16 protein-coding genes are annotated in these 18,287 nt (G+C 65.7%); 7 read left to right on the top strand and 9 right to left on the bottom strand.

Annotated features, from left to right (window positions below; genetic code table 11):
• Positions 1-13: 13 nt before the first annotated feature.
• Entirely contained in the window at positions 14-709 is a 696-nt protein-coding gene (locus tag ACLJEU_RS05075) for an HlyD family secretion protein (protein WP_414660650.1), read from the bottom strand.
• A 246-nt stretch (positions 710-955) separates the two neighbouring features.
• On the opposite strand from ACLJEU_RS05075, the gene ACLJEU_RS05070 reads away from it, so the two are divergent.
• The 3 genes from ACLJEU_RS05070 (at position 956) to ACLJEU_RS05060 (ending at position 5,990) form a co-directional block, all read left to right on the top strand.
• Positions 956-1,420 (top strand): c-type cytochrome, encoded by a 465-nt coding sequence (locus ACLJEU_RS05070; RefSeq protein ID WP_414660651.1) that lies wholly within the window; start codon positions 956-958, stop codon positions 1,418-1,420.
• Positions 1,421-1,984: 564 nt separating this feature from the next.
• Positions 1,985-5,095: a CotH kinase family protein gene (locus ACLJEU_RS05065; protein ID WP_414660652.1), complete on the top strand. Its 3,111-nt coding sequence runs from the start codon at positions 1,985-1,987 to the stop codon at positions 5,093-5,095.
• 112 nt (positions 5,096-5,207) lie between these two features.
• The gene (locus ACLJEU_RS05060; RefSeq protein WP_414660653.1) at positions 5,208-5,990 is read left to right on the top strand and encodes a hypothetical protein; all 783 of its coding nucleotides are present in this window, start codon (positions 5,208-5,210) and stop codon (positions 5,988-5,990) included.
• A 40-nt stretch (positions 5,991-6,030) separates the two neighbouring features.
• On the opposite strand, the gene ACLJEU_RS05055 is transcribed toward ACLJEU_RS05060, so the two are convergent.
• Positions 6,031-7,611: a hypothetical protein gene (locus ACLJEU_RS05055; RefSeq protein ID WP_414660654.1), complete on the bottom strand. Its 1,581-nt coding sequence runs from the start codon at positions 7,609-7,611 to the stop codon at positions 6,031-6,033.
• 216 nt (positions 7,612-7,827) lie between these two features.
• Between ACLJEU_RS05055 and ACLJEU_RS05050 the strand changes: the two genes are divergently transcribed.
• On the top strand, positions 7,828-8,859 hold the full coding sequence (locus ACLJEU_RS05050) for an NHL repeat-containing protein (protein ID WP_414660655.1): 1,032 nt from the start codon (positions 7,828-7,830) through the stop codon (positions 8,857-8,859).
• 126 nt (positions 8,860-8,985) lie between these two features.
• Here the strand turns inward: ACLJEU_RS05050 and ACLJEU_RS05045 are convergent, their stop codons facing one another.
• Positions 8,986-9,765 (bottom strand): SGNH/GDSL hydrolase family protein, encoded by a 780-nt coding sequence (locus ACLJEU_RS05045; RefSeq protein WP_414660656.1) that lies wholly within the window; start codon positions 9,763-9,765, stop codon positions 8,986-8,988.
• 25 nt (positions 9,766-9,790) lie between these two features.
• Positions 9,791-10,030: a hypothetical protein gene (locus ACLJEU_RS05040; RefSeq protein ID WP_414660657.1), complete on the bottom strand. Its 240-nt coding sequence runs from the start codon at positions 10,028-10,030 to the stop codon at positions 9,791-9,793.
• Positions 10,031-10,180: 150 nt separating this feature from the next.
• Between ACLJEU_RS05040 and ACLJEU_RS05035 the strand changes: the two genes are divergently transcribed.
• The gene (locus ACLJEU_RS05035) at positions 10,181-11,890 is read left to right on the top strand and encodes a hypothetical protein (RefSeq protein ID WP_414660658.1); all 1,710 of its coding nucleotides are present in this window, start codon (positions 10,181-10,183) and stop codon (positions 11,888-11,890) included.
• Positions 11,891-11,989: 99 nt separating this feature from the next.
• Here the strand turns inward: ACLJEU_RS05035 and ACLJEU_RS05030 are convergent, their stop codons facing one another.
• Together ACLJEU_RS05030 and ACLJEU_RS05025 are read right to left on the bottom strand one after the other, a co-directional pair.
• Positions 11,990-12,880 (bottom strand): dienelactone hydrolase family protein, encoded by an 891-nt coding sequence (locus ACLJEU_RS05030; protein ID WP_414660659.1) that lies wholly within the window; start codon positions 12,878-12,880, stop codon positions 11,990-11,992.
• Between the two features lie 218 nt (positions 12,881-13,098).
• Positions 13,099-13,227, bottom strand: a complete 129-nt coding sequence (locus ACLJEU_RS05025) for a hypothetical protein (protein ID WP_414660660.1) — start codon at positions 13,225-13,227, stop codon at positions 13,099-13,101.
• Between the two features lie 123 nt (positions 13,228-13,350).
• Here ACLJEU_RS05025 and ACLJEU_RS05020 point away from each other — a divergent pair, with 123 nt between their 5' ends.
• Complete coding sequence (locus ACLJEU_RS05020; protein ID WP_414660661.1) at positions 13,351-13,803, top strand: hypothetical protein; 453 nt, start codon at positions 13,351-13,353, stop codon at positions 13,801-13,803.
• A gap of 52 nt (positions 13,804-13,855) precedes the next feature.
• On the opposite strand, the gene ACLJEU_RS05015 is transcribed toward ACLJEU_RS05020, so the two are convergent.
• Positions 13,856-14,323 carry a YybH family protein gene (locus ACLJEU_RS05015; protein ID WP_414660662.1) on the bottom strand — a complete coding sequence of 156 codons (468 nt, stop codon included), beginning with the start codon at positions 14,321-14,323 and terminating at the stop codon, positions 13,856-13,858.
• Positions 14,324-14,437: 114 nt separating this feature from the next.
• Positions 14,438-14,887, bottom strand: coding sequence for an EF-hand domain-containing protein (locus tag ACLJEU_RS05010; RefSeq protein ID WP_414660663.1), 450 nt, complete (start codon positions 14,885-14,887; stop codon positions 14,438-14,440).
• A 419-nt stretch (positions 14,888-15,306) separates the two neighbouring features.
• Here ACLJEU_RS05010 and ACLJEU_RS05005 point away from each other — a divergent pair, with 419 nt between their 5' ends.
• On the top strand, positions 15,307-16,755 hold the full coding sequence (locus tag ACLJEU_RS05005; protein WP_414660664.1) for a 3-keto-disaccharide hydrolase: 1,449 nt from the start codon (positions 15,307-15,309) through the stop codon (positions 16,753-16,755).
• 164 nt (positions 16,756-16,919) lie between these two features.
• On the opposite strand, the gene ACLJEU_RS05000 is transcribed toward ACLJEU_RS05005, so the two are convergent.
• Positions 16,920-18,104, bottom strand: a complete 1,185-nt coding sequence (locus ACLJEU_RS05000; protein WP_414660665.1) for an alpha/beta hydrolase — start codon at positions 18,102-18,104, stop codon at positions 16,920-16,922.
• Between the last annotated feature and the right edge of the window lie 183 nt (positions 18,105-18,287).

Below are 18,287 nucleotides of genomic sequence, written 5' to 3'. Positions count from 1 at the left end.
CGGACGCGGGCGACTACCGCTTTGCCGGCAGCTTTTTTGTCAGCGCCAGATCGTTCTCGGCCTTTGCCAATTTTCCCTGCGTCTCGGCGACGAGGGCTTGGGATGCAGTGCCCTGTGTCACGGCCTCGGCCAGTTTCGCCTGGGTCTGCAGCCCGTCGGCCGTGGCCGCGTTCAACTGGGCCTGCACGATGGCGGTCTGGGTCTGGGCGACCTCGACCTCGCCCTGACGCTTGATTGAAGCAACCTTGGCTTCCTCCATCTTCGTCTGAAAGTCGGTTGAGGTCTGCCGGGCCTTTTCCAGCACCGCCTGCACCTCGACCGCTTCGCTCCTGGCCTTCTCCAGTTCCGCTTTGAACTGCATGGATTCGGCCTTGGCCGCGTCCAACTGCTGCTGAATTCTCGCCGTGGCGGCGGTGGCCTCGGTTACCTTTGATTGGATCAGGACTGCGTTCGCCTGAACCTGCTCCAAACGATTCTGCGTTTGCACGACCACCATGTCGCGCGCGCCCACGCGTTTCCAGATCACCACCGCGACGAGAGCGAGGATCACGCAAAGGACGCCGAGAACGATGCTCAGCGGGGAAATTTTTCCGCGACCGGCGGGCGGCGCGACGGAAGCGGCGGAGGTTTCTTCGCGCGCCTCGCTTTTGGCAAGGGCAGTGATGGGAGCGGCCACTTTATTGGGATCGCGCGGAGGAGTTTCAGCCATGGTGGCTACACGCTACTGCGCGCGGCATGCCGGAGAAATGGGGTGTTACCCGCCACCGTGCAAAGACAGGGCGAAGCGGCCGCGTGCCCTTCATCGCCCGGGGCCCGCGGCCGTCATCCGATGGCCGATCGGCTAGTATCCGCTCGGCCCATTCACAGTCCGGCGACGGCATGTTAGCGTGGACGGGTTCACTCGTCCGGACCTGCCTGCAGGTTCCCGGCTCAACCAGTCCACCACTCACCAGTCATGAAACCCGTACCTGCCTTCCTCGCCACGGGCGTCACCGTCGCCGCCGCCGTGTTCGCCCTCGCCTTCATTTCCAATCGCGCCCTCGGCGATTCCGCCCGCCAGGCGACGGAGGACGAGCGCATCGAGCGCGGTCGTTATCTCGTGCACCGCGTCGGCATGTGCGTCGACTGCCATTCTCCCCGCGATGAAAAGGGCGAGTTCATCCCGGGCAAACATCTCGCGGGCGCGCCCATCGCGTTCGCCGCCACCGTGCCGATGCCTTGGATGCCGGTGGCGCCGAAACTTGCCGGACTTCCGGCCGGCTTCACCGCCGAGGACACCGTGCACTTTCTGATGACGGGCGAGCGTCCGAACGGCCGCCCGGCGGCCCTGCCACCGATGCCTCCGTACCGGATGGACCGGAAGGATGCCGAAGCCGTGACTGCCTACCTGCGCTCCGTTGCGCCTTCGGTCGCGCAGTAAGCCTCGGAGTTTCCACGACACCTTTGTCGCCGGCCCGGCCGCGCGCGGACATCGATCCGCGTCGCGGCCGGTTTCGTTTTGTGAACCGGCGGAACAGTATCGCGCGTAAGAAAACCGCTTTCGTCCGAATTCTGCAGACGCCCGGACACCAGCAGCGGTGGCCAGCGTCTGCTGGAGCATGACGGACGCCGAGCACGACCGCAGACGTTGGCTCATGGTTCGCCCAGCGGACGAGCAACAGGGGGTTTTACCGCGCCACCTGAGCGTTAATTCCACCTCCAAGCCGGAATTCTCCCCCGTTTTTTACCTCCGCTCCCCTAAGGATCAGTCCGATTCAGCCGATGAAGATGTCGCCGCGATGTCTCCAGCCGATCCTTACTTCCGACAAGACCGCTCCTGCCGGCCAGCCGCCGGCGTGGGAACGCCAACGTCGTGGACGCACGTGCCCTCCCGGTCGTCGGCGTCGGCATATGATGTTGCGCGGACGCTGCGCACCCGATGAAGGCGTGGCTCCAGCATCGACCGCATTCGCCGGGACGCCCACGCCGCGGACTACGGGCTTGGATGGCCTGCGCTGCTGGCGCAACCGTGGTTGCGCTGTCGCTGGCGGCCGAGCCGCGCCTCAACGAAGTCATGGCTTCGAACCGCTCCACGCTGGCCGACGACGACGGCAGTTTCTCGGACTGGATTGAACTGTACAATCCGGGTCCCGAGGTGGCGGATCTCACCGGCTGGTATCTGACCGACAACCGCGCGAGCCGGACGAAGTGGCAGTTTCCCGCGCTCATCCTGCCCGCCGGAGGATTCGTCGTCATCTTCGCTTCCGGCAAGGACCGGCGCACGATCGGGCAGCCGCTGCACACGAATTTCCGTCTCGAGGCCGGCGGCGAATATCTCGGGCTCTTCAAATCCGATGGCGAGACCGCCGTCTCCGAGTTCGCCCCCACCCTGCCGCCGCAACTCGAGGACGTCTCCTATGGAGTGATACAGCCGCCCGGCGGTTTTGGCAGTCCGCTCGGCTACTTCAAGCAACCGACGCCCGGCACCGTCAACGGCGGGAGAAGCGCCCTGATGCTACCCGAGAGCGTCAGCCTCTCTCGTTCAGCGGGACTCTTCACCGAACCCTTTCAACTCGCGTTGGCGGGTGCCGGACCGGGCCAGAAGATCCGTTATGTGATTGCGATGCCGTCCTCCACCGGAGCGAACGTGCCTGATCCCACGGCGGCGTCGCCGGAGTATTCCACCCCGCTCGTCATCGACACCACCGTGATCGTTCGCGCGGCAGTGTTCTCCAACGACGGACTCGTCAGCGGTCGCGCGACCTCGGCCCAGTTTCTGAAGATCGGTGCCTCGCTCACCCGCTTCACGACCAAACTTCCCGTCATCGTCCTCGACAACCACGGCGCGGGCGCGCTGTTCAAGGATGGCATCGATCACCCGGCGTGGCTTTATGCGTACGACGCGGGCGCGGCGGGCTTTCCCGACGCACCAGGCGTCACCTCGGCCGCGACGATGGCCGTGCGCGGCAACTTTTCCGCCAGCTTCCCGAAGTCGAGTTTCAGCGTCACGCTGCTCGACGAACAAGGCCGCAATCGGCCGCAGCCGCTCGTGGGCCTCGAGGCGCACGAGGACTGGGCGCTGGTGGGACCCTGGCTGACGGACCGCTCGTACATCCGCAACGCCTTCGTCTACGCGCTGAGCAACCGCATCGGCCGCTGGGCGCCGCGCACCCGCTTCGTCGAAACCTTCGTCAACGAAAACGGCGACGGCCTCGATCGCTCCGACTATTACGGCATCGGTGTCCTGACCGAACGCATCAAGATCGGGAGGGACCGCGTGCCGATCGCCTCGCTCGAGCCCGAGGACAACGGGCCGCGCACCATCACCGGCGGCTACATCGTGAAACTCGACGTCGTCCCTGATGTTGACCACTTCAGTTTCACCACCAGTCGCGGCATTCCGACCAAGGAGGACACCGCCGTGGTCATCTACGCGCCCAACGCCGGCAAGCTGTCCACGCCCCAGCGCGACTACATCCGGGGCTATCTGCAACGGATGGAGGACACGCTCTTTGCGGATTACGACCTGGCGTTCACCACGCGCGCCTATCTCGACTACATCGATCTGCCGTCATGGGTCGATCACCACATCCTCCAGCTTCTCACCGGCAACGTCGACGCGCTCTACCGCAGCGAATATTTCACGAAGGATCGCGGTGGAAAACTGGTCTCGGGGCCGGTCTGGGACTTCGACGGCTCGATGGGATCGGGCGACGCGCGCAACGCGGTATGGTCCACGTGGGACACGGCCGGGAACGTCGACGTCTGGAACTACGGCTGGTTCGGTCCGCTGACCAAGGACCCCGAGTTCATGCAGGCGTGGATTGATCGCTGGCAGGCGCTGCGCACGGACGAATTTTCCGCGTCCAGTCTCTCCCGCCTCGCTGATGCCCTCGCCGCCGAGGTCGGACCCGAGGCCGCCGCGCGGGATGCCGCGCGCTGGATTGATAATCAGAGCCGTTTTCCCGGCGGCTTTCTCGGTGAGGTCGGCCAGCTCAAGAGCTGGGTCACTCACCGCGCCGAGTGGATTGACCGGCAGTTCATCGCGGCGCCCAAGGTGGCCGCCTCCGGCGGCACGATCACCTTCACGGGTCAGGCGGGTGTCCAGCTCGCTTACACGCTCGACGGCTCGGATCCGCGCGCCCACGGCGGTGCCGTCGCGCCGAACACGATCCTCACGTCCGATCCGCTCACCGTGCCGGCGGATGCCAACGTGCACGTGCGCTGTTACAGCGCCGATGCCACTGCCGTTTTTCCCGGCAGTCCGTGGAGCTCCGCGGCCGCGAGCGCCAGCGCGTCGCCCCTGCTGCCGCGGGCGCGGCTCGTCAATCTTTCGAGCCGGGCCCTGGTGGGATCGGACGCCGACACGCTGATCGCGGGTGTCGCCATTGCGGATACCACCGGCAAGGAATTCCTCGCCCGGGCGGTTGGCCCGGCCCTCGCCCTCTTCGGCGCGAGCCACACGCTGCCGGATCCGCTGCTCCGCATCTTCTCCGCCGACGGCAATGAACTCTTTCGCAATGCGGGCTGGCAGAACTCACTCGACGCCGCCGCGCTGCCCGCGCTGACCCGCAGCGTCGGCGCCTTTCCACTCGCGCCCGGCAGCGCCGACTCCGCGCGAATCGCGCGGTTGCCCGCCGGCGGCTACACCGTGCACGTATCCAGTGCCAGCGGACAGACGGGCATCGGCCTCGCCGAGCTTTATCCCACCGACGACAACGGCCGCACCTTGAATCTCTCGATCCGCGCGCACGTGCGTTCCGGCGAGGGCACGATCATCGGCGGGTTCGTCGTGCAGGGGCCCGCCTACAAGCGCATGCTGATCCGCGCGGTCGGACCGACCCTCGCCGCGTTTGGCATTGCCGATACGCTGGCGGATCCGGTGGTGACGATTTTTTCGGGCCAGACGATTGTGGGGAGCAACGACAACTGGTCGGCAGGCGGCGGGGCGCTCGTCAATGCCGCCTCCGCGAGTGTCGGCGCATTTGCCCTCGCCGAAGGCAGCCTGGACTCGGGCCTGCTCGTCACCCTCCCGCCCGGAGCCTACACGGTCGAGGTCGCCGGCAAGGACAACGCCGAAGGCGTCGCGCTGCTGGAAATCTACGCCGTGCCCTGAGCATGAACCGACACGTGCACTCAACCGCTTCCCCTTCCCTCCCTGCGAACCGGCGCCCTGCCGGTGTCACGCGCGACCGGCCGTCGCTCCCCGCGGCCTCCTGATTTCCGGCATGAAGACCAACGCACTCCACCTCGTTTCAATCCTCGGCTGGTCGGCGATCGCCGCACCCGCGTTCGCGCTGACGGCGACGTTTGACGGGCTCAATCCCTATGCGTCCGTCGCCTCCGGCTACCAGGAAGGGGGCATCCAGTTCACCTCGCCGACCGGCTTCAACGTCGTCGGCGGCAGCTTCGCGGGCACACTTTTCGGCGGCGGCCCGTACTACGCGGGCGGCAATGCGCTGTCGGTTTCCAACCAGGGCTGGGTCGGTATCAGCGCGCCCGGTACGCTGATGGGATCCGTCTCGCTGACCTACGGCTTCGACTGGAACTTCTATGCGATCGAATACGGCCTGATGGACGTGAACGTCGAGTGGCTGGCGATGTTCGACGGCACGATTGTCGCCACCGGCGGCCTGCAGTTCGGCCGCGACAACCGGAGCCACGGCGGCGGCACGCTCACGGCGACGAGTGCGACGCCGTTCGATCAATTGCTCGTGCGATCGACGGCCGTGGGTTACGAAGCCGTGCCGTGGTCGGGACCGAACCCGAACGGTTGGTTTTACGACCGGGGCGCGGCAATCGGTTACGGCGACGCCAATCACCTCGCGTTTGACAGCGTCAATGTGACGACGAGCGAGCCCAGCGCGAATACCCTCGGTGGATCCAACGCCATTGCGGTCCCCGACGACTCCGACGGCACGCCGTTGCTCATCATCGCCGTCCTCGGCACATTGCTGGCCATCCGCGTGCACCGGCAGAGCGCCACGCCGGCGCCGGATGAGAAGGCGTAAGCAGTGTCTTCCGGCATGGCGGCGCACCATCCGCAGGCGATCAGCGACGGTGCAGCACGATAAACGTCTGATCATATCGCAGGTAGTCGATGCCGGCAAACGGTCGCAGGGTGTCGATCTCGCGCTGCCGGGAAAACGTTCCGGCCACAAAATAGTCCGCGGCAAATTCCGGATAGCGGGGTGAATTCACTTTGGGCACCTCGCCCGGCCTGAGCACCAGCCACTCCGGCTTGAAGTGTCTCACCAGCAGCGCCCAATCGTCACCGATGTTTCGTCGCGCCCGCACGACCTCCGGAGCGGAAAGTCCTGGGTAATCGAGAACCTTCAGCCCGGAATGAAATCCGATGTAGCCGATGCACTCGAGAAACACGCGGTCGTTGGGCTGCGCATGTTTCTTCAATTCCAAGCCAATCGCGGCCCGTTGCCCTTCGATGAGACTTTGCTGAAGCTTCACCTGGCGGGCCGTGCTTACCAACAACGCCAACTGCGCGAACACGAGCCCGACGCCGACGCAGGCCGGTCCAACCCAACGCGCGCGTCCAAGCCGGTGCAGCCAGCGGGCCGCATCTGTCATGGCGAATGCCGCCGTGAGAATTGCGAGCAGGGATGCCGGGGGCAGATACCATGGATACAAATTGATCTGGCTCAGATAGAGCCCGAACAGGAACGCCCCAAAACTACACGCGCGACCGCGTCGATCCGCCCACGGCAGCAACCACCAGTGACCGAGGACACAGCTGGTATAATAACCGGCAACCAGCGCCGCCTCCGGCCATCCGCCCATGTGCGCATAAATGGGCAGCGGCGCCGCACCGAGCCCCCTCAGCCACGGCACCCGCAGCCATTCCCGCCACGAATCGAAGGCCCATCCGCTGAAAGCCTGGACTTTCGCCACCACGGTATTCGGGATCGGCGAACCATAGTAGGCAGCGGCGAATACGATCCAGGGCAGGTACAGGATGGCGGCCAAAGCCGCGGCCTTGACGAGGAAGACCAATCCCGTCCGCCGATCTCCGCCCGGCAAGGATTGCGGCGAGAAAAGCCCGAAGCCGGCGGCGACGGCGACGCCGACCACACAGGCATCGGGACGCGTCCACTGGAGCCCTGCCGCCGCCAGTCCGAGGTGAATCCAGCCGCGGGCGGTGTCGCGCGTTTGCAGCGCCAGAAGAAAGAGGGCGAGAAACAGCAGCATGAAGCCCGTCTCCATTCCGTTTACGGAAAAATCCACCGCCTTCGCGTCGGTCAGCAAGAGCACGACAGCCACGACGCTGGTCCCTGCGGACAACTCCCATCTCCGGCGGCACAACACCCACACCGCGGCAATCGAGCCGGCCCACGCCACGATGCTCAGCGCCTGGAACCCGATGAGCGCCGCCGCATCAGACCGGCCGCCCGTCACCCACAGCGTCAGCGCCGGCAACAACACCCCGAGGGGCGACGTGAACGTATGAACGCGCTCGCCCACCTGGTAAACCAGGCCATGGCCCAGCACCAGGTTCTTGCTCACCCGATAGGTGATGTAGAAATCCTCCCACACGTGCCGCGTATGCCACGCAAACGTCGCCGCGATCACCCCGGCCAGGGCCATCAGCAGGAGCGGTGCAGCGACGCGACGTTTCATCGGAGACCAAGCACTGAGTGGCGCGCTTCACCGGAGCAAACGCAATTCATGCAACCGTCGCGACCACTCACGCCGCACGGATCGCGCAGCGACTGCAGGCGAATTCGACGCTGACGATCAGCGAAAAATGATGGGCGATCGAACACGTACCGGGTAAGATGCCGAAACCGGACTCCCTCATTATCCGGCGTCACCCCCATCGCTCCGAGACTCCCCATGCCCACCTCGCGCCGCCATTTCCTCTCTACGCTTGCGACTGTCTGCGTCGCATCCCGCCTCGCTGCCCGCGAAGCCGAACCGGTGATCGTCGGGGAAGGCGCGCATCGCTATCGCTTCAACGACCGCTGGGCGAAGCTGCCCGCGCACATTCAGTGGGGCCTCACGCACGGCGTTGTCGTCGATCGCAACCGTTTCGTGCACGTGTTCCACACTTCGCGGCCGGAATCGCCGAGCAAGGACTGCGTCGTCGTCTTCGATCCGAAGGGGAATTTCGTCCGTTCGTGGGGCGCCCAGTTCGTCGGCGGCGCGCATGGTTTCGATCTCACGGTCGAGCAGGGCCGGGAGATTCTCTACCTCACGGACCTGCAACGGGGCCTCTTCAAGACCACCCTCGAGGGCGAGGTCCTCTGGCACGTCGAGCAACCGGCGTGGTACAAGGGCCGCGACCTCAAGTACCGTCCCTCAAATGTCGCCGTCGCGCCCAACGGTGACGTGTATCTGTCCGACGGTTACGGCTCTTACTACATCCACCACCTGACGCGCGACGGACGCTACGTCCGCACCTTTGGCGGTCCCGGCGAGAACCCGGGCCAGACACAGCATCCGCACGGGCTCTTCGTCGATCGCCGGGGACCGGAACCGCTGTTGGTCGTGGGCGAGAACGATCCGAAGGGGGAGAAACCCGGCCGGCTGCAGGCGCTCACCCTTGACGGTGAACATCGTCGCTTCCTCCCCACGCCGGTGCGCTCTCCGCGCCATTTCGATCAACAGGGAAAGCTCGTCGTGATTCCGGATCTCGACGCGCGCGTCACGCTGGTCGACGAAAATTATCAGACCGTCGCAAACCTCGGTGACGGCTGGACCAACAAGACGGAAGTGCGCGCCCTGCGCACGAAGACCAGCGACCATTTCACGCCGGGCAAATTTGTGTGCCCGCACGATGCCGCGTTCGATCAGGACGGCAGCATCTTCATCGCCGAGTGGGTGGCATACGGCCGCATCGTGAAGCTCGAGAAAATCGCATCGTGAGCGACATCCTCGGAGAGGGTCAGGCATCAGCTCCGGCGGTGACCTGGGACCGCGACCGCCCTCGGTCGCATGGATCGAAGGCGACCGGGGGCGGTCGCGGTCCCAGTGCGTCCCAGCCGATACCGGTCACAGCGGCCTCAGCTGCGGCAGCCTGCACGCGCGCCCATCGCCCGAGGAATGACCGGTGAGGCCCTGCCCTATCCACGGCAGCAGATGTCGCCCGATCCATCGCGCCTCGGCGGCGCAACGCTGACGGCGCGTAGGTTTCTTCAGGGGAGGCAAGGGCTGCTTCCAGGAGTCGCCGCTCCCCGGCAGGTGCAGGGCCTGCGCCAGGGCCTCGGCGATGCGGGCGTGCCCGTCGGCGTTGGCGTGGATCCGGTCGTCGCTCCACAGTCGTGAATCCGTGGCACCCGGATGAGAGGCAAAGTCGACCAGGATCGCGCCCGTGCGCCGCGACGCCAGTCGGAAGGCCTGATTGAGGGCGGCAATGCGCGGCGCGATCAACCGCGCCAGGGGCATGAGCGGCGTGAGGTCGGGCAGCGTGAAGCTGAGCACCGTCGCTCCCGTCGCGACCAGCGCACGCTGCATGTATTCGAAGTCGGCCGCGACTTGGTCCACGTCGAAGCGCAGGCCTGTCACGTCGTTGGTGCCGGAGAACAGCGTCGCGAGATCGGGCTGCATCGCGAGGGCTGCGGTGAGCTGGCGCTCCCGAACCTGCGCGGTGGTCAGGCCCCGCACGCCAAGGTTGGCGTAGAGCAATCCGCCCTGCGCGGCCGCGATCGATTCCGCCAGGCGCTGCGACCAGCCCCGATACCCGCCGGCGCCGTCGGGATCATCGATGCCCTCGGTCGAGCTGTCGCCGAGCGCGACGTAACGATGAAAGCAAGGCTGGCCGGGCACGATCATCGTTCACCGCTCCACCAGTTCGGGCTCAGGCCGTTGCCGTGAGATCGGCGGCGGCGGATCGGCGACTGCAGACCGCTTGAGCTCCTGCGCTGGTCTCCAGCACGGCCCCGTTGCCGCCGTTCCCGATGTTCACGAAACGAATGTTCGCAATTTTCTCGATGCCCAGCGGAGGGCGGGACGGTTGCGGCTGCTGGACGAAGCTCACGCGGGGAGAGGGTGCGCAGCCGGCGAGTGCCGCACCCGGCAGCAGGAGTTTTCGGCGCATGTTTTTACGGGAAGCCCCCACGTGTGGCGGCAAAACGAAGTCTAATCGAGTTTTTCTCCGCGCACATGGCTCAGCCAAGCAGGCAACGCAGCCGATTCCCGCTCGTCGCCGGCACCACGACCCGACTAACCTTTGGGCGCGACTCGTCCGATGCCACGTTACCGCCTCCTCTTTCTCCTCGCCGCCAGTCTCCTCCCCGGCGCGGTTGCGGCCGCCGAGCCCAAAGTGATCGCGCTGCCGCCGTATCTGGTCGAGGAAAGCGCGAAGCCGCTGCCGTGGCGTTACGCTGACGTGGCCGGGTGGGAAGTCCTTTCGACCTGTTCCGATCGGCTCACGCGTGAACTCGTCGCCAACCATCACCGTCTCCATATCCTGCTGGCCGAACTGCTCCCGCCGACGCTCCAACTGAATCTGTCGGTGAAAGGCACGCTGCTGTTCGTCGACAGCGCGCACCAGCCGCCGACCTCTCAGGAAGTCGTCGCCCAGATGGCCCTGACTGCCGCTGAACAGGACCGCCTTGACGACGTGGTCGTGCCGATCGACGACGGGCGCCTGCGTCGCCGTCCGCCTCCGCCGCGCTACACCTATCTGCCCAATCTCCGACTGTGGGATCGGGACGCGGGGGCTCTGTTCGCGATGGTGAAGGAAAGCGAGTTCAACGCCAGCCGGGTCGCGCTCACCTCCGACTACGTCGCCTACCTCCTGCGCAACCGCCTGCCTGCACTGCCGCCGTGGTACGTGAGCGGCGTCCTCTCCCTGTTTGCGCGGGCCCGGTTCACTGAAGACGCGCTCACCATCGACCGACTCGACTGGCTCTCGGAAACGGGCAGCGCGGCGTTGAAGTCCGGGCCCGCCGCGAATCGCGCCTTGCTGCCGCTCGGAGAATTCCTTGCCGGTGACCTGTCGTCGGGCGATCCCGCGCAGGGCGAAACACTGTCGCTGTGGCAGGCTCAGTCCGCCCTGTTTGTCCACTGGGGACTGGCGGGCCGCGGCGCGCCGCGACGGACGGCGTTTTGGACATTCGCCGCCCGCGCGGCGACGGAGTCAGTCACCGAAGCACTTTTTCGAGAATGCTTCGGCCTCGATTTCGCAACCGCTCAACAGCAACTCACCGCCCATTTGGCGGAAGCCATGCGCGATCGGCTCGCGCTGCGGCCCGCGACGCGGCCCCGCCTGCCGGAGTTCCCGCTGCGGCCCGCCAGCGAAGGGGAGATCGCGCGCATCAAGGGCGAATGGGAACGGCTCGAAATCGGCTTCGTCAAGGCGCACTTTCCGGTGCTCGTATCCAAATACGTGGCACAGGCTCGCCGGACCTTGCGGCGCGCGGAAGAACGCGGCCACCGCGACGCGCCTCTGCTGGCGGTCATGGGCCTGTGTGAAGTCGACGCCGGCGACGACGGCGCGGCGCGCGATTTCCTCGAAGCAGCCGCCGCGGACAACACGCCCCTCCGGCCGCGGGCGGGTTTCGAACTCGCGCGGCTGCGCTTCGCCGCATTGCGCGCCGCACGCGCCGGCGCCGCACCTGGACTCAACGCCGGGGAGGCGGGCACCGTGCTCACGCCCCTACTGGGGACGCGCAGCCAGCAGCCGCCGCTACCCGAAGTCTACGAGCTCATCGCGGAGGTTTGGGCGACGTCCGCGCAGGCGCCGGCGCGCGCCGATCTCGCCGTGTTGGAGGAGGGCGTCCGTCTGTTTCCTCGCCGCGTGGAACTCGTCCATCGCACCGCAGAACTCAGCCTCCGTCACGGTTTCACCGATACCGCCCGCTGGCTGATCAGTCTGGGGCTGAACCTCGCCCCCGACGCCGCGACCCGTGCCCGCTTCGAATCGTTGCAGGCGCGCGCGGGCGCGGTCCGCTGAGACGGCGGCGAGCGATTGACCCGGCAGGGCCCCGGGCCGCACCGCGCGCAGGCGCGAATCGTCGGGGCGGACCCGCCCGCGGAGCGACGGGAGGTCGGTTCAACCGAGCTTCTGCTTGAAGAAGGCGATCGTCCGGGTCCAGGACAACTCGGCCGCCTCCTTGTCGTAGCGCGGAGTCGTGTCGTTGTGGAAGCCGTGGTTGACCTTCGGATACATGTGCATCGTGTAGTCGACCTTGGCGGCCTTCAGCGCCGTCTCGTAGGCCGCCCAGCCGGCGTTCACCCGGGTGTCGAGTTCGGCGTAGTGAATGAGCAACGCCCCCTTGATTTTCGCCGTTTCCTCCGCGGAGGGCTGCCCGCCGTAATACGGCACGGCCGCCTTGATCAGGTCGGGGAGCCGCCAGGCGAGGGTGTTCGAGACCGCGCCGCCGAAACAGAAACCCACGACCCCGAGCTTCCCGTTGCAGGCGGTATGGCCGTGAAGGAATTTTGCCGCGGCGACGAAATCCTCGATGACCTTGCTGCGGTCGAGCTTGCCCTGCAGTTCCCGGCCCTTGTCGTCGTCCCCGGGATAGCCGCCCGATGGATACAGCGCATCCGGCGCAAAGGCGACAAACCCGGCGAGCGCGACCCGGCGGGCGACATCCTCGACGTACGGATTCAGCCCGCGGTTCTCGTGCACGACGACCACGCCCGGGAGTTTACCCGTGGCGTTCGACGGCCGGGCGAGCAGGCCGCGTCCCTCGCCGTGGCCGGCAGGCGAGGCAAATTTGACGTACTCGGCCTTGACCCGCGCGTCCTCCTTCGGGACTTGCGCCGCCAGGACGTACTGCGGGCTGAGCATTTCCAGCAGCGCCAGCGCGGTGAGTCCGCCGACGGCATACTTGGCGGCGCGTTCGAGGAAGGTACGGCGGTCGATCTGGCCGTGAACGTAGTAGTCGTAGAGATCCAGGAGTTCCTGATCGAAGGCGTTGGCGGTTTTTCGTTCCATGGTGGATGTGGGGTGAACCGGGACAGCGTTGGCGTGCTCGCGGCGGAATGTCGCGTCTGAAAGCAAATCCGGGGCCAGTTGGACGAAGGGTCCGCAGTCGTCGTACTGCGGGAACCATGGCGTTGCAGCGATGGGCAATCCAGGCATGGCCTCGCCTCGACCCCGACCGAGTGCGCTCGGAGACGGCCCATGCCGACGGGTCCGAACTACGGCGTCACCTACACCTCACCCAGCACCTCGGTCGGCGCGTCGGATTTGGTGTAGAGTTCCAACGTGTACACCGCGGTCTCCAGCGTCACCGCCAGGGCAGCGTCACGTGAAGCCGGCGGCAGTGGAAACGCACCCACGAATCGAGTGAGTTGTTCCACGGGTCCTGGCGCGATGCGATCGCCCGCAGAACCCAACCGGCCCGCGGTGAACCGCGCTTGTCAGCGCGGCTGCGAGTGCATTCGCTCCGTCCGGACCGACCGGTGTCAGCCTTTGCCCTGGCATCGGTTTCCTTTCCTCTTCGAGAAACTGTTCTCATGTCCACCGCGAAAACGCTGACTGTTCAGGAACTGGTCGAGTGCCACCGCTTTGATGAAGCGATCGCGCTCTACAAGAAGCAGCGGCGCGCAGCGGGCGGGGTGGACGCTCGCGTTGAAACGATTGCGCTGCGGTTCAACGCGCGCAGGAAGGATCTGAAACGAAAGCGCACGGCCAACAACGACGCGGCGGCACTCGTGGCGGAACTCGAGAAGCTGGCAGACAGTTCCCCTTTCGAGGAGATCCTCGACGGCATCTTTGGTGGCGGCCAGAAGGGCGAGGTGTCGGATGCCACCCGCGTGCTGCTGGCCGGCCTTCGTCGGGAGGTGATGGATCAAACCGTCCTGTTGCTGCTCAAGACGCTCACCGCCGCCGCAACCAAGGACGTCGACGATTGATTCTCACGCCGCACGAACCGGAACGGGTTGGGTCCAAACCCAATCGCGCCGGCTACGGCACGACCGGAGTCGCTTGGTACGACACCACTTTCCAACCCGCCGCGCCTCGCGCGTAAACGGTCGTGGTCGTGAGCACGCGTTGGTTCAACTGCCCGGCCTTGGTCTTGAACTCAATCGCCGCGCGGCCCGTGACCACCGCGGTTTCCCGGCCCGCCACCAGCACGCCCGGCGCAGGATCGTACCGAATCGAAAGGTAAGTGAGATTGCCCGCGGCGAGGGACGCCAGGTACGGCTTCTTCGCGTCGATCTTCCCGGCGGAGTGGACGTACACCATGTCCTCCGCGAACAACTGTTCCAGCGCCTTCAAATCGTTCTTGAGCAGCGCAGCGATGCGACTGGCGTCCAGCTGGCGGATTTCCGCCTCGATCGCACGTGCTTCCGGGGTGGCGGACCGAGCCGACGCGAGGCCAAAGGCGGAAGTGCAGGCGAGGACCAGAACCAGGCGGAGTGCAGTCTTCATGCGGGGTGAAGACAGTGTGTCGCAACCGGCCACCGTGCAGTCGAGCGCGAACTTCGCGCCTGATACCTGACGTTGGAATGCGGCTTCCGAAGCCGTGCCCGTGGGCGCGAAGCGTCAGGCGCGCGTGGTCACCACCACCACCGGCTGAAGTTCGTCGGGCGTGAGCTCGCCGTCGCCATTCAGATCGAGCCGCTTCAGACTCGAGACCGCATTCGACAGCTCCATCGGTTGAATCTCGCCGTCAAAGTTGGCGTCGAGTGCCAGCACGACGTTCAGGGAGGCCGTGCCACCGGAAACCCGGAAGGTCCGGCCGCGGGCGGACGTGATCCGCAGTTCGTCCGGCGAGAGCAAGCCGTCGGCGTTGGCGTCCAGCGCGGCGAGAATGACGGGAGCCGCCGCGATCTCCGTCGCGGACAACGTCCCGTCGCGATCAGTATCGAGCACGGCGACAATCGGGCCGGGATGCCGGTGGGAAACGGAGCGGGCGGGCGAGATTTCGGCCTGCGCCACGCACGTGGCACCGAGCGTGAGCGTGGCGAGGAAGAGGCGGAGGCGGCTTGTCATGTGAGGTGGTCATGGCCGAACCGGTGGTTTCCGAAGGGAAAGCTGATTTGCACCGGTGCGGCCCTGAACAACAGACAAGACGCCGCGATTGTTAGGAATCGGCTTGCTCCAGCGGGTTTCTTGTTAAGCCGGAGTAAAGCCGGAGACAATCCGCACCTCGGGAGCTCGGGCCTCCAGCCCCCAATGAAGCCCCTTCCGAAAGGCGTCGGAACGCCCGCACTCCCGGCTGCGCCGTCTCCTCCCCTTCGGAACTGGCGGAGATCACGACCCAGCTGCGGATGCCGCGCTGGCGCACGAAAGGTGAATTGCCAATCCGCGCGCGTCAGGCGCAGCATCCCAGACAACGGTTTGAGCCCGGGCTTTCGCCGGACGCTCCCCTCCTCATCCCCACGAAAACCCCGCCGCCCTTACCCGCTCCCATGAAACGCCTCCTCACCCTCACGTGCATCGTCGCCGCGGCCCTCGTGGGCCGGGCCGCAGACAACGTCCCGCCCGCGGGCTTCAAGGCCCTGTTCAACGGCAAGGATCTCTCCGGCTGGTACGGCTGGGGCACCAAGGATCCGTCCGAGCTCTGGAAGATGACGCCCGAACAACTCGCCGACTACAAACGGAAGTCGGTCGAGGGCGGCCTGCCGGTGCCGAAGGCCGGTCCCGAGCACGTCAGCGCCCACTGGTCGGTGGCGAATGGCGAACTGGTGAACGACGGCAAGGGCCTGTACCTCACGTCCGACAAGGACTACGGCGACTTCGAGCTGATGGTGGAATACAAGGCGCTGCCCGACGGCGACAGCGGCATCTATCTGCGCGGCATTCCGCAAATCCAGATTTGGGATACGACCAAGGGTGACCCGCGCGGACTCGGCCAGGACAAGGGTTCCGGCGGCCTCTGGAACAACAGCAAGGGCGCACCGGGCAAGGATCCCTCGAAGAAGATGGACCGCCCGTTCGGCGAGTGGAACAGCTTCGTGATAAAAATGATTGGCGAGCGCGTCACCGTGATCTTCAACGGCGAGAAGGTCGTCGACCACGCGGTGCTCGAGAATTTCTTCGCCAACCAGAAGGCCGGCTACCTCGCGTATGCAAAAGCTGGAGACGCGAAGAAGGGGAAGGACAAGGCCAAGGCGCCGGAGAAAATTCCCAATGGCTTCATGCGTGACCCCGCGTTTCCCAAGGGACCGATTCAATTGCAGACGCACGGCAGCGAGATCCGCTGGCGCAACGTTTTCATCCGCGAGATCGGAGCCGACGAGGCCAACCGCGAACTGGCGCGTCGCGCGGGCGAGGCCGGGTTTGTCGAGTGGATCAACGGCAGGGACCTGAGCAACTGGCAGGGCGCGGTCGACAGCTACGAAGTGAAAAACGGCGCCATCGTCTGCAAGCCGGGCAAGGGCGGCGATCTGCTCTCCAAGGAGGAATTCGAGAACGGCATCATCCGGGTGGAATTCAAACTCCCTCCCGCCGGCAACAACGGCATCGCACTCCGCACGCCGCTCGGCGGTCACTCCGCCGCGGACGGCTTCGAAATCCAGGTGATCGACAGCGACGGCTACAACGCGAAGATGGCCGCGGCCGGCAAGCCGGGCCTGAAACCCGCCCAGTACCACGGTTCCCTCTATCACTGCGTCGGTGCCAAGCACGGCTACCTGCGGCCGGTCGGCGAATGGAACTACCAGGAAATTGAAGTCCAGGGCCAGACGATCAAGGTCACGCTCAACGGCACCAAGATTCTCGACGTCGACATCACGACGTTCGATCGCAGCCAGTTCACCACGCTGCCGAAGGGCCTCGATCGCACGAAGGGCCTGATCGGCTTCGCCGGTCACAACGACCCGGTGGAGTTCCGCAGTTTCAAGGTGAAGAAACTTTAACCGGGCCAGCGGGCTCGAAACACATTGCGGCGCGTGGTCACCCACGCGCCGCTTTTTTATTCGTTACGGTGGGCGCGGCGGCTTGGGGACAAGCCGCCCTACCTTCCACCAGGCTTTCATGGGGCCGATGGGAACGCGCACCTCGCGCGCGCTGCTCACCTTCGTTATTTGACCGGATAATCCTTCCACACCCACTCGAGCGCGTGGGCGAGGATCTGTTGCCGCGCGGGTCCCATGCCGTGGCCGACGTTCAGGGCGAAGACGTATTGGTAGCGATAGCCTTTCGCGGCGAGCACGGTCGCCATCCGGTGATTCGCCTCCACCCAGTCGTGCATGCCGTCGCGCATCACGTTCGGGTTGTAGTTGTCGCGGTCACCCACACCCATCCAGAGGCGAATGGGTTTGCGCGGACTCTGCGGAATCAGCTTCGCGTGAAAATCCCACGCGCCGCCCGGCGTCTCCGGGTTGAACGGCCACTGCTGGTTCACGAACGTGCCGGACGTCGTGATCACACGACGATAGAGCTCCGGGTGATACCACGCCATGATCAACGCGGCGGAACCGCCCGAGCTGCTGCCCATCGTGGCGCGCGCCTCGGGATCCTTGGTCAGCGTCACGCCGTAGGCCTTCTCCACCGCCGGCAGCACCTCGGCCTCGATGAACTCGGCGAAAAGGCCGGACATCGTGTCGTACTCGCGCCCGCGTTCGCTGCCCTGCGCGTCACCGCCGCCATGCGCGATTGAAATCGCGATCTGCACGGGCACGCGTTTCTCCGCGATCAGGTTGTCGAGCACGGTGGCGAGAGAGCGATCCCCGCGGCCCAACTGCGGTCCATCATGGGTGACGATGAAGGGCGCCGGCGTGCCCGGCACGTATTGCGCCGGAACGTACACGGTGATGGTGCGCAGGTAATCGATCGGGTGAGTCTCGACGATCAGCGTCTTGGGATTCTGCGGATCGACCGTGCCGAAAACATTCCGCGCGATGCCGGGGTTGTAGAATTTACTGTCCTTTGAGTTCAGCGTGAACTGCTGGACTTTGCCCTGCGGGACGCCGTCGCGGACCTTCAATTCCGGCGCGGGCACGTAGTCCGGGCCAATCACGAAATTGCCGATGGCATCCACCGGTGGATTCACGCCCGGTTTCCCGTCGAGCCGCGTGAACGTCGGCGCGCCAGACGCATCGGGCGAGCGCGTCGGCGGCTGCGGCCGCGGCGGCGATTTCACGGCGGCGGGTGACGGGCCGGATTGCGCCGGAGTTGCCGACTCGGCACCGGAGGCAGCACGGGCAAGAACAAGGGCGAGACAACCGGCGCCAAGGGTGCGACGAAGCAGAGGTAAGGGATTCATGGAGGGTGAAGATGAGCGGCCCGAGGCAATCACGAACTGCTCCAAATACACGCATTATACCAATCGCTCCTTGCTTTTGGACTTCTGGATCGATCGTGGCTAAGAGCGCCAGCGAGTGGCCGAACGGCCACTCGCTGGCGCTCGTAGCCACGGCTAAAGTCCAAAGGCAAAGAGCGATTGGTA

It is taken from the genome of Terrisphaera buseokensis, from assembly GCF_047521145.2.
Lineage (GTDB): Bacteria > Verrucomicrobiota > Verrucomicrobiia > Opitutales > Opitutaceae > ER46.
This window is presented reverse-complemented; position numbering and strand designations above follow the sequence as displayed.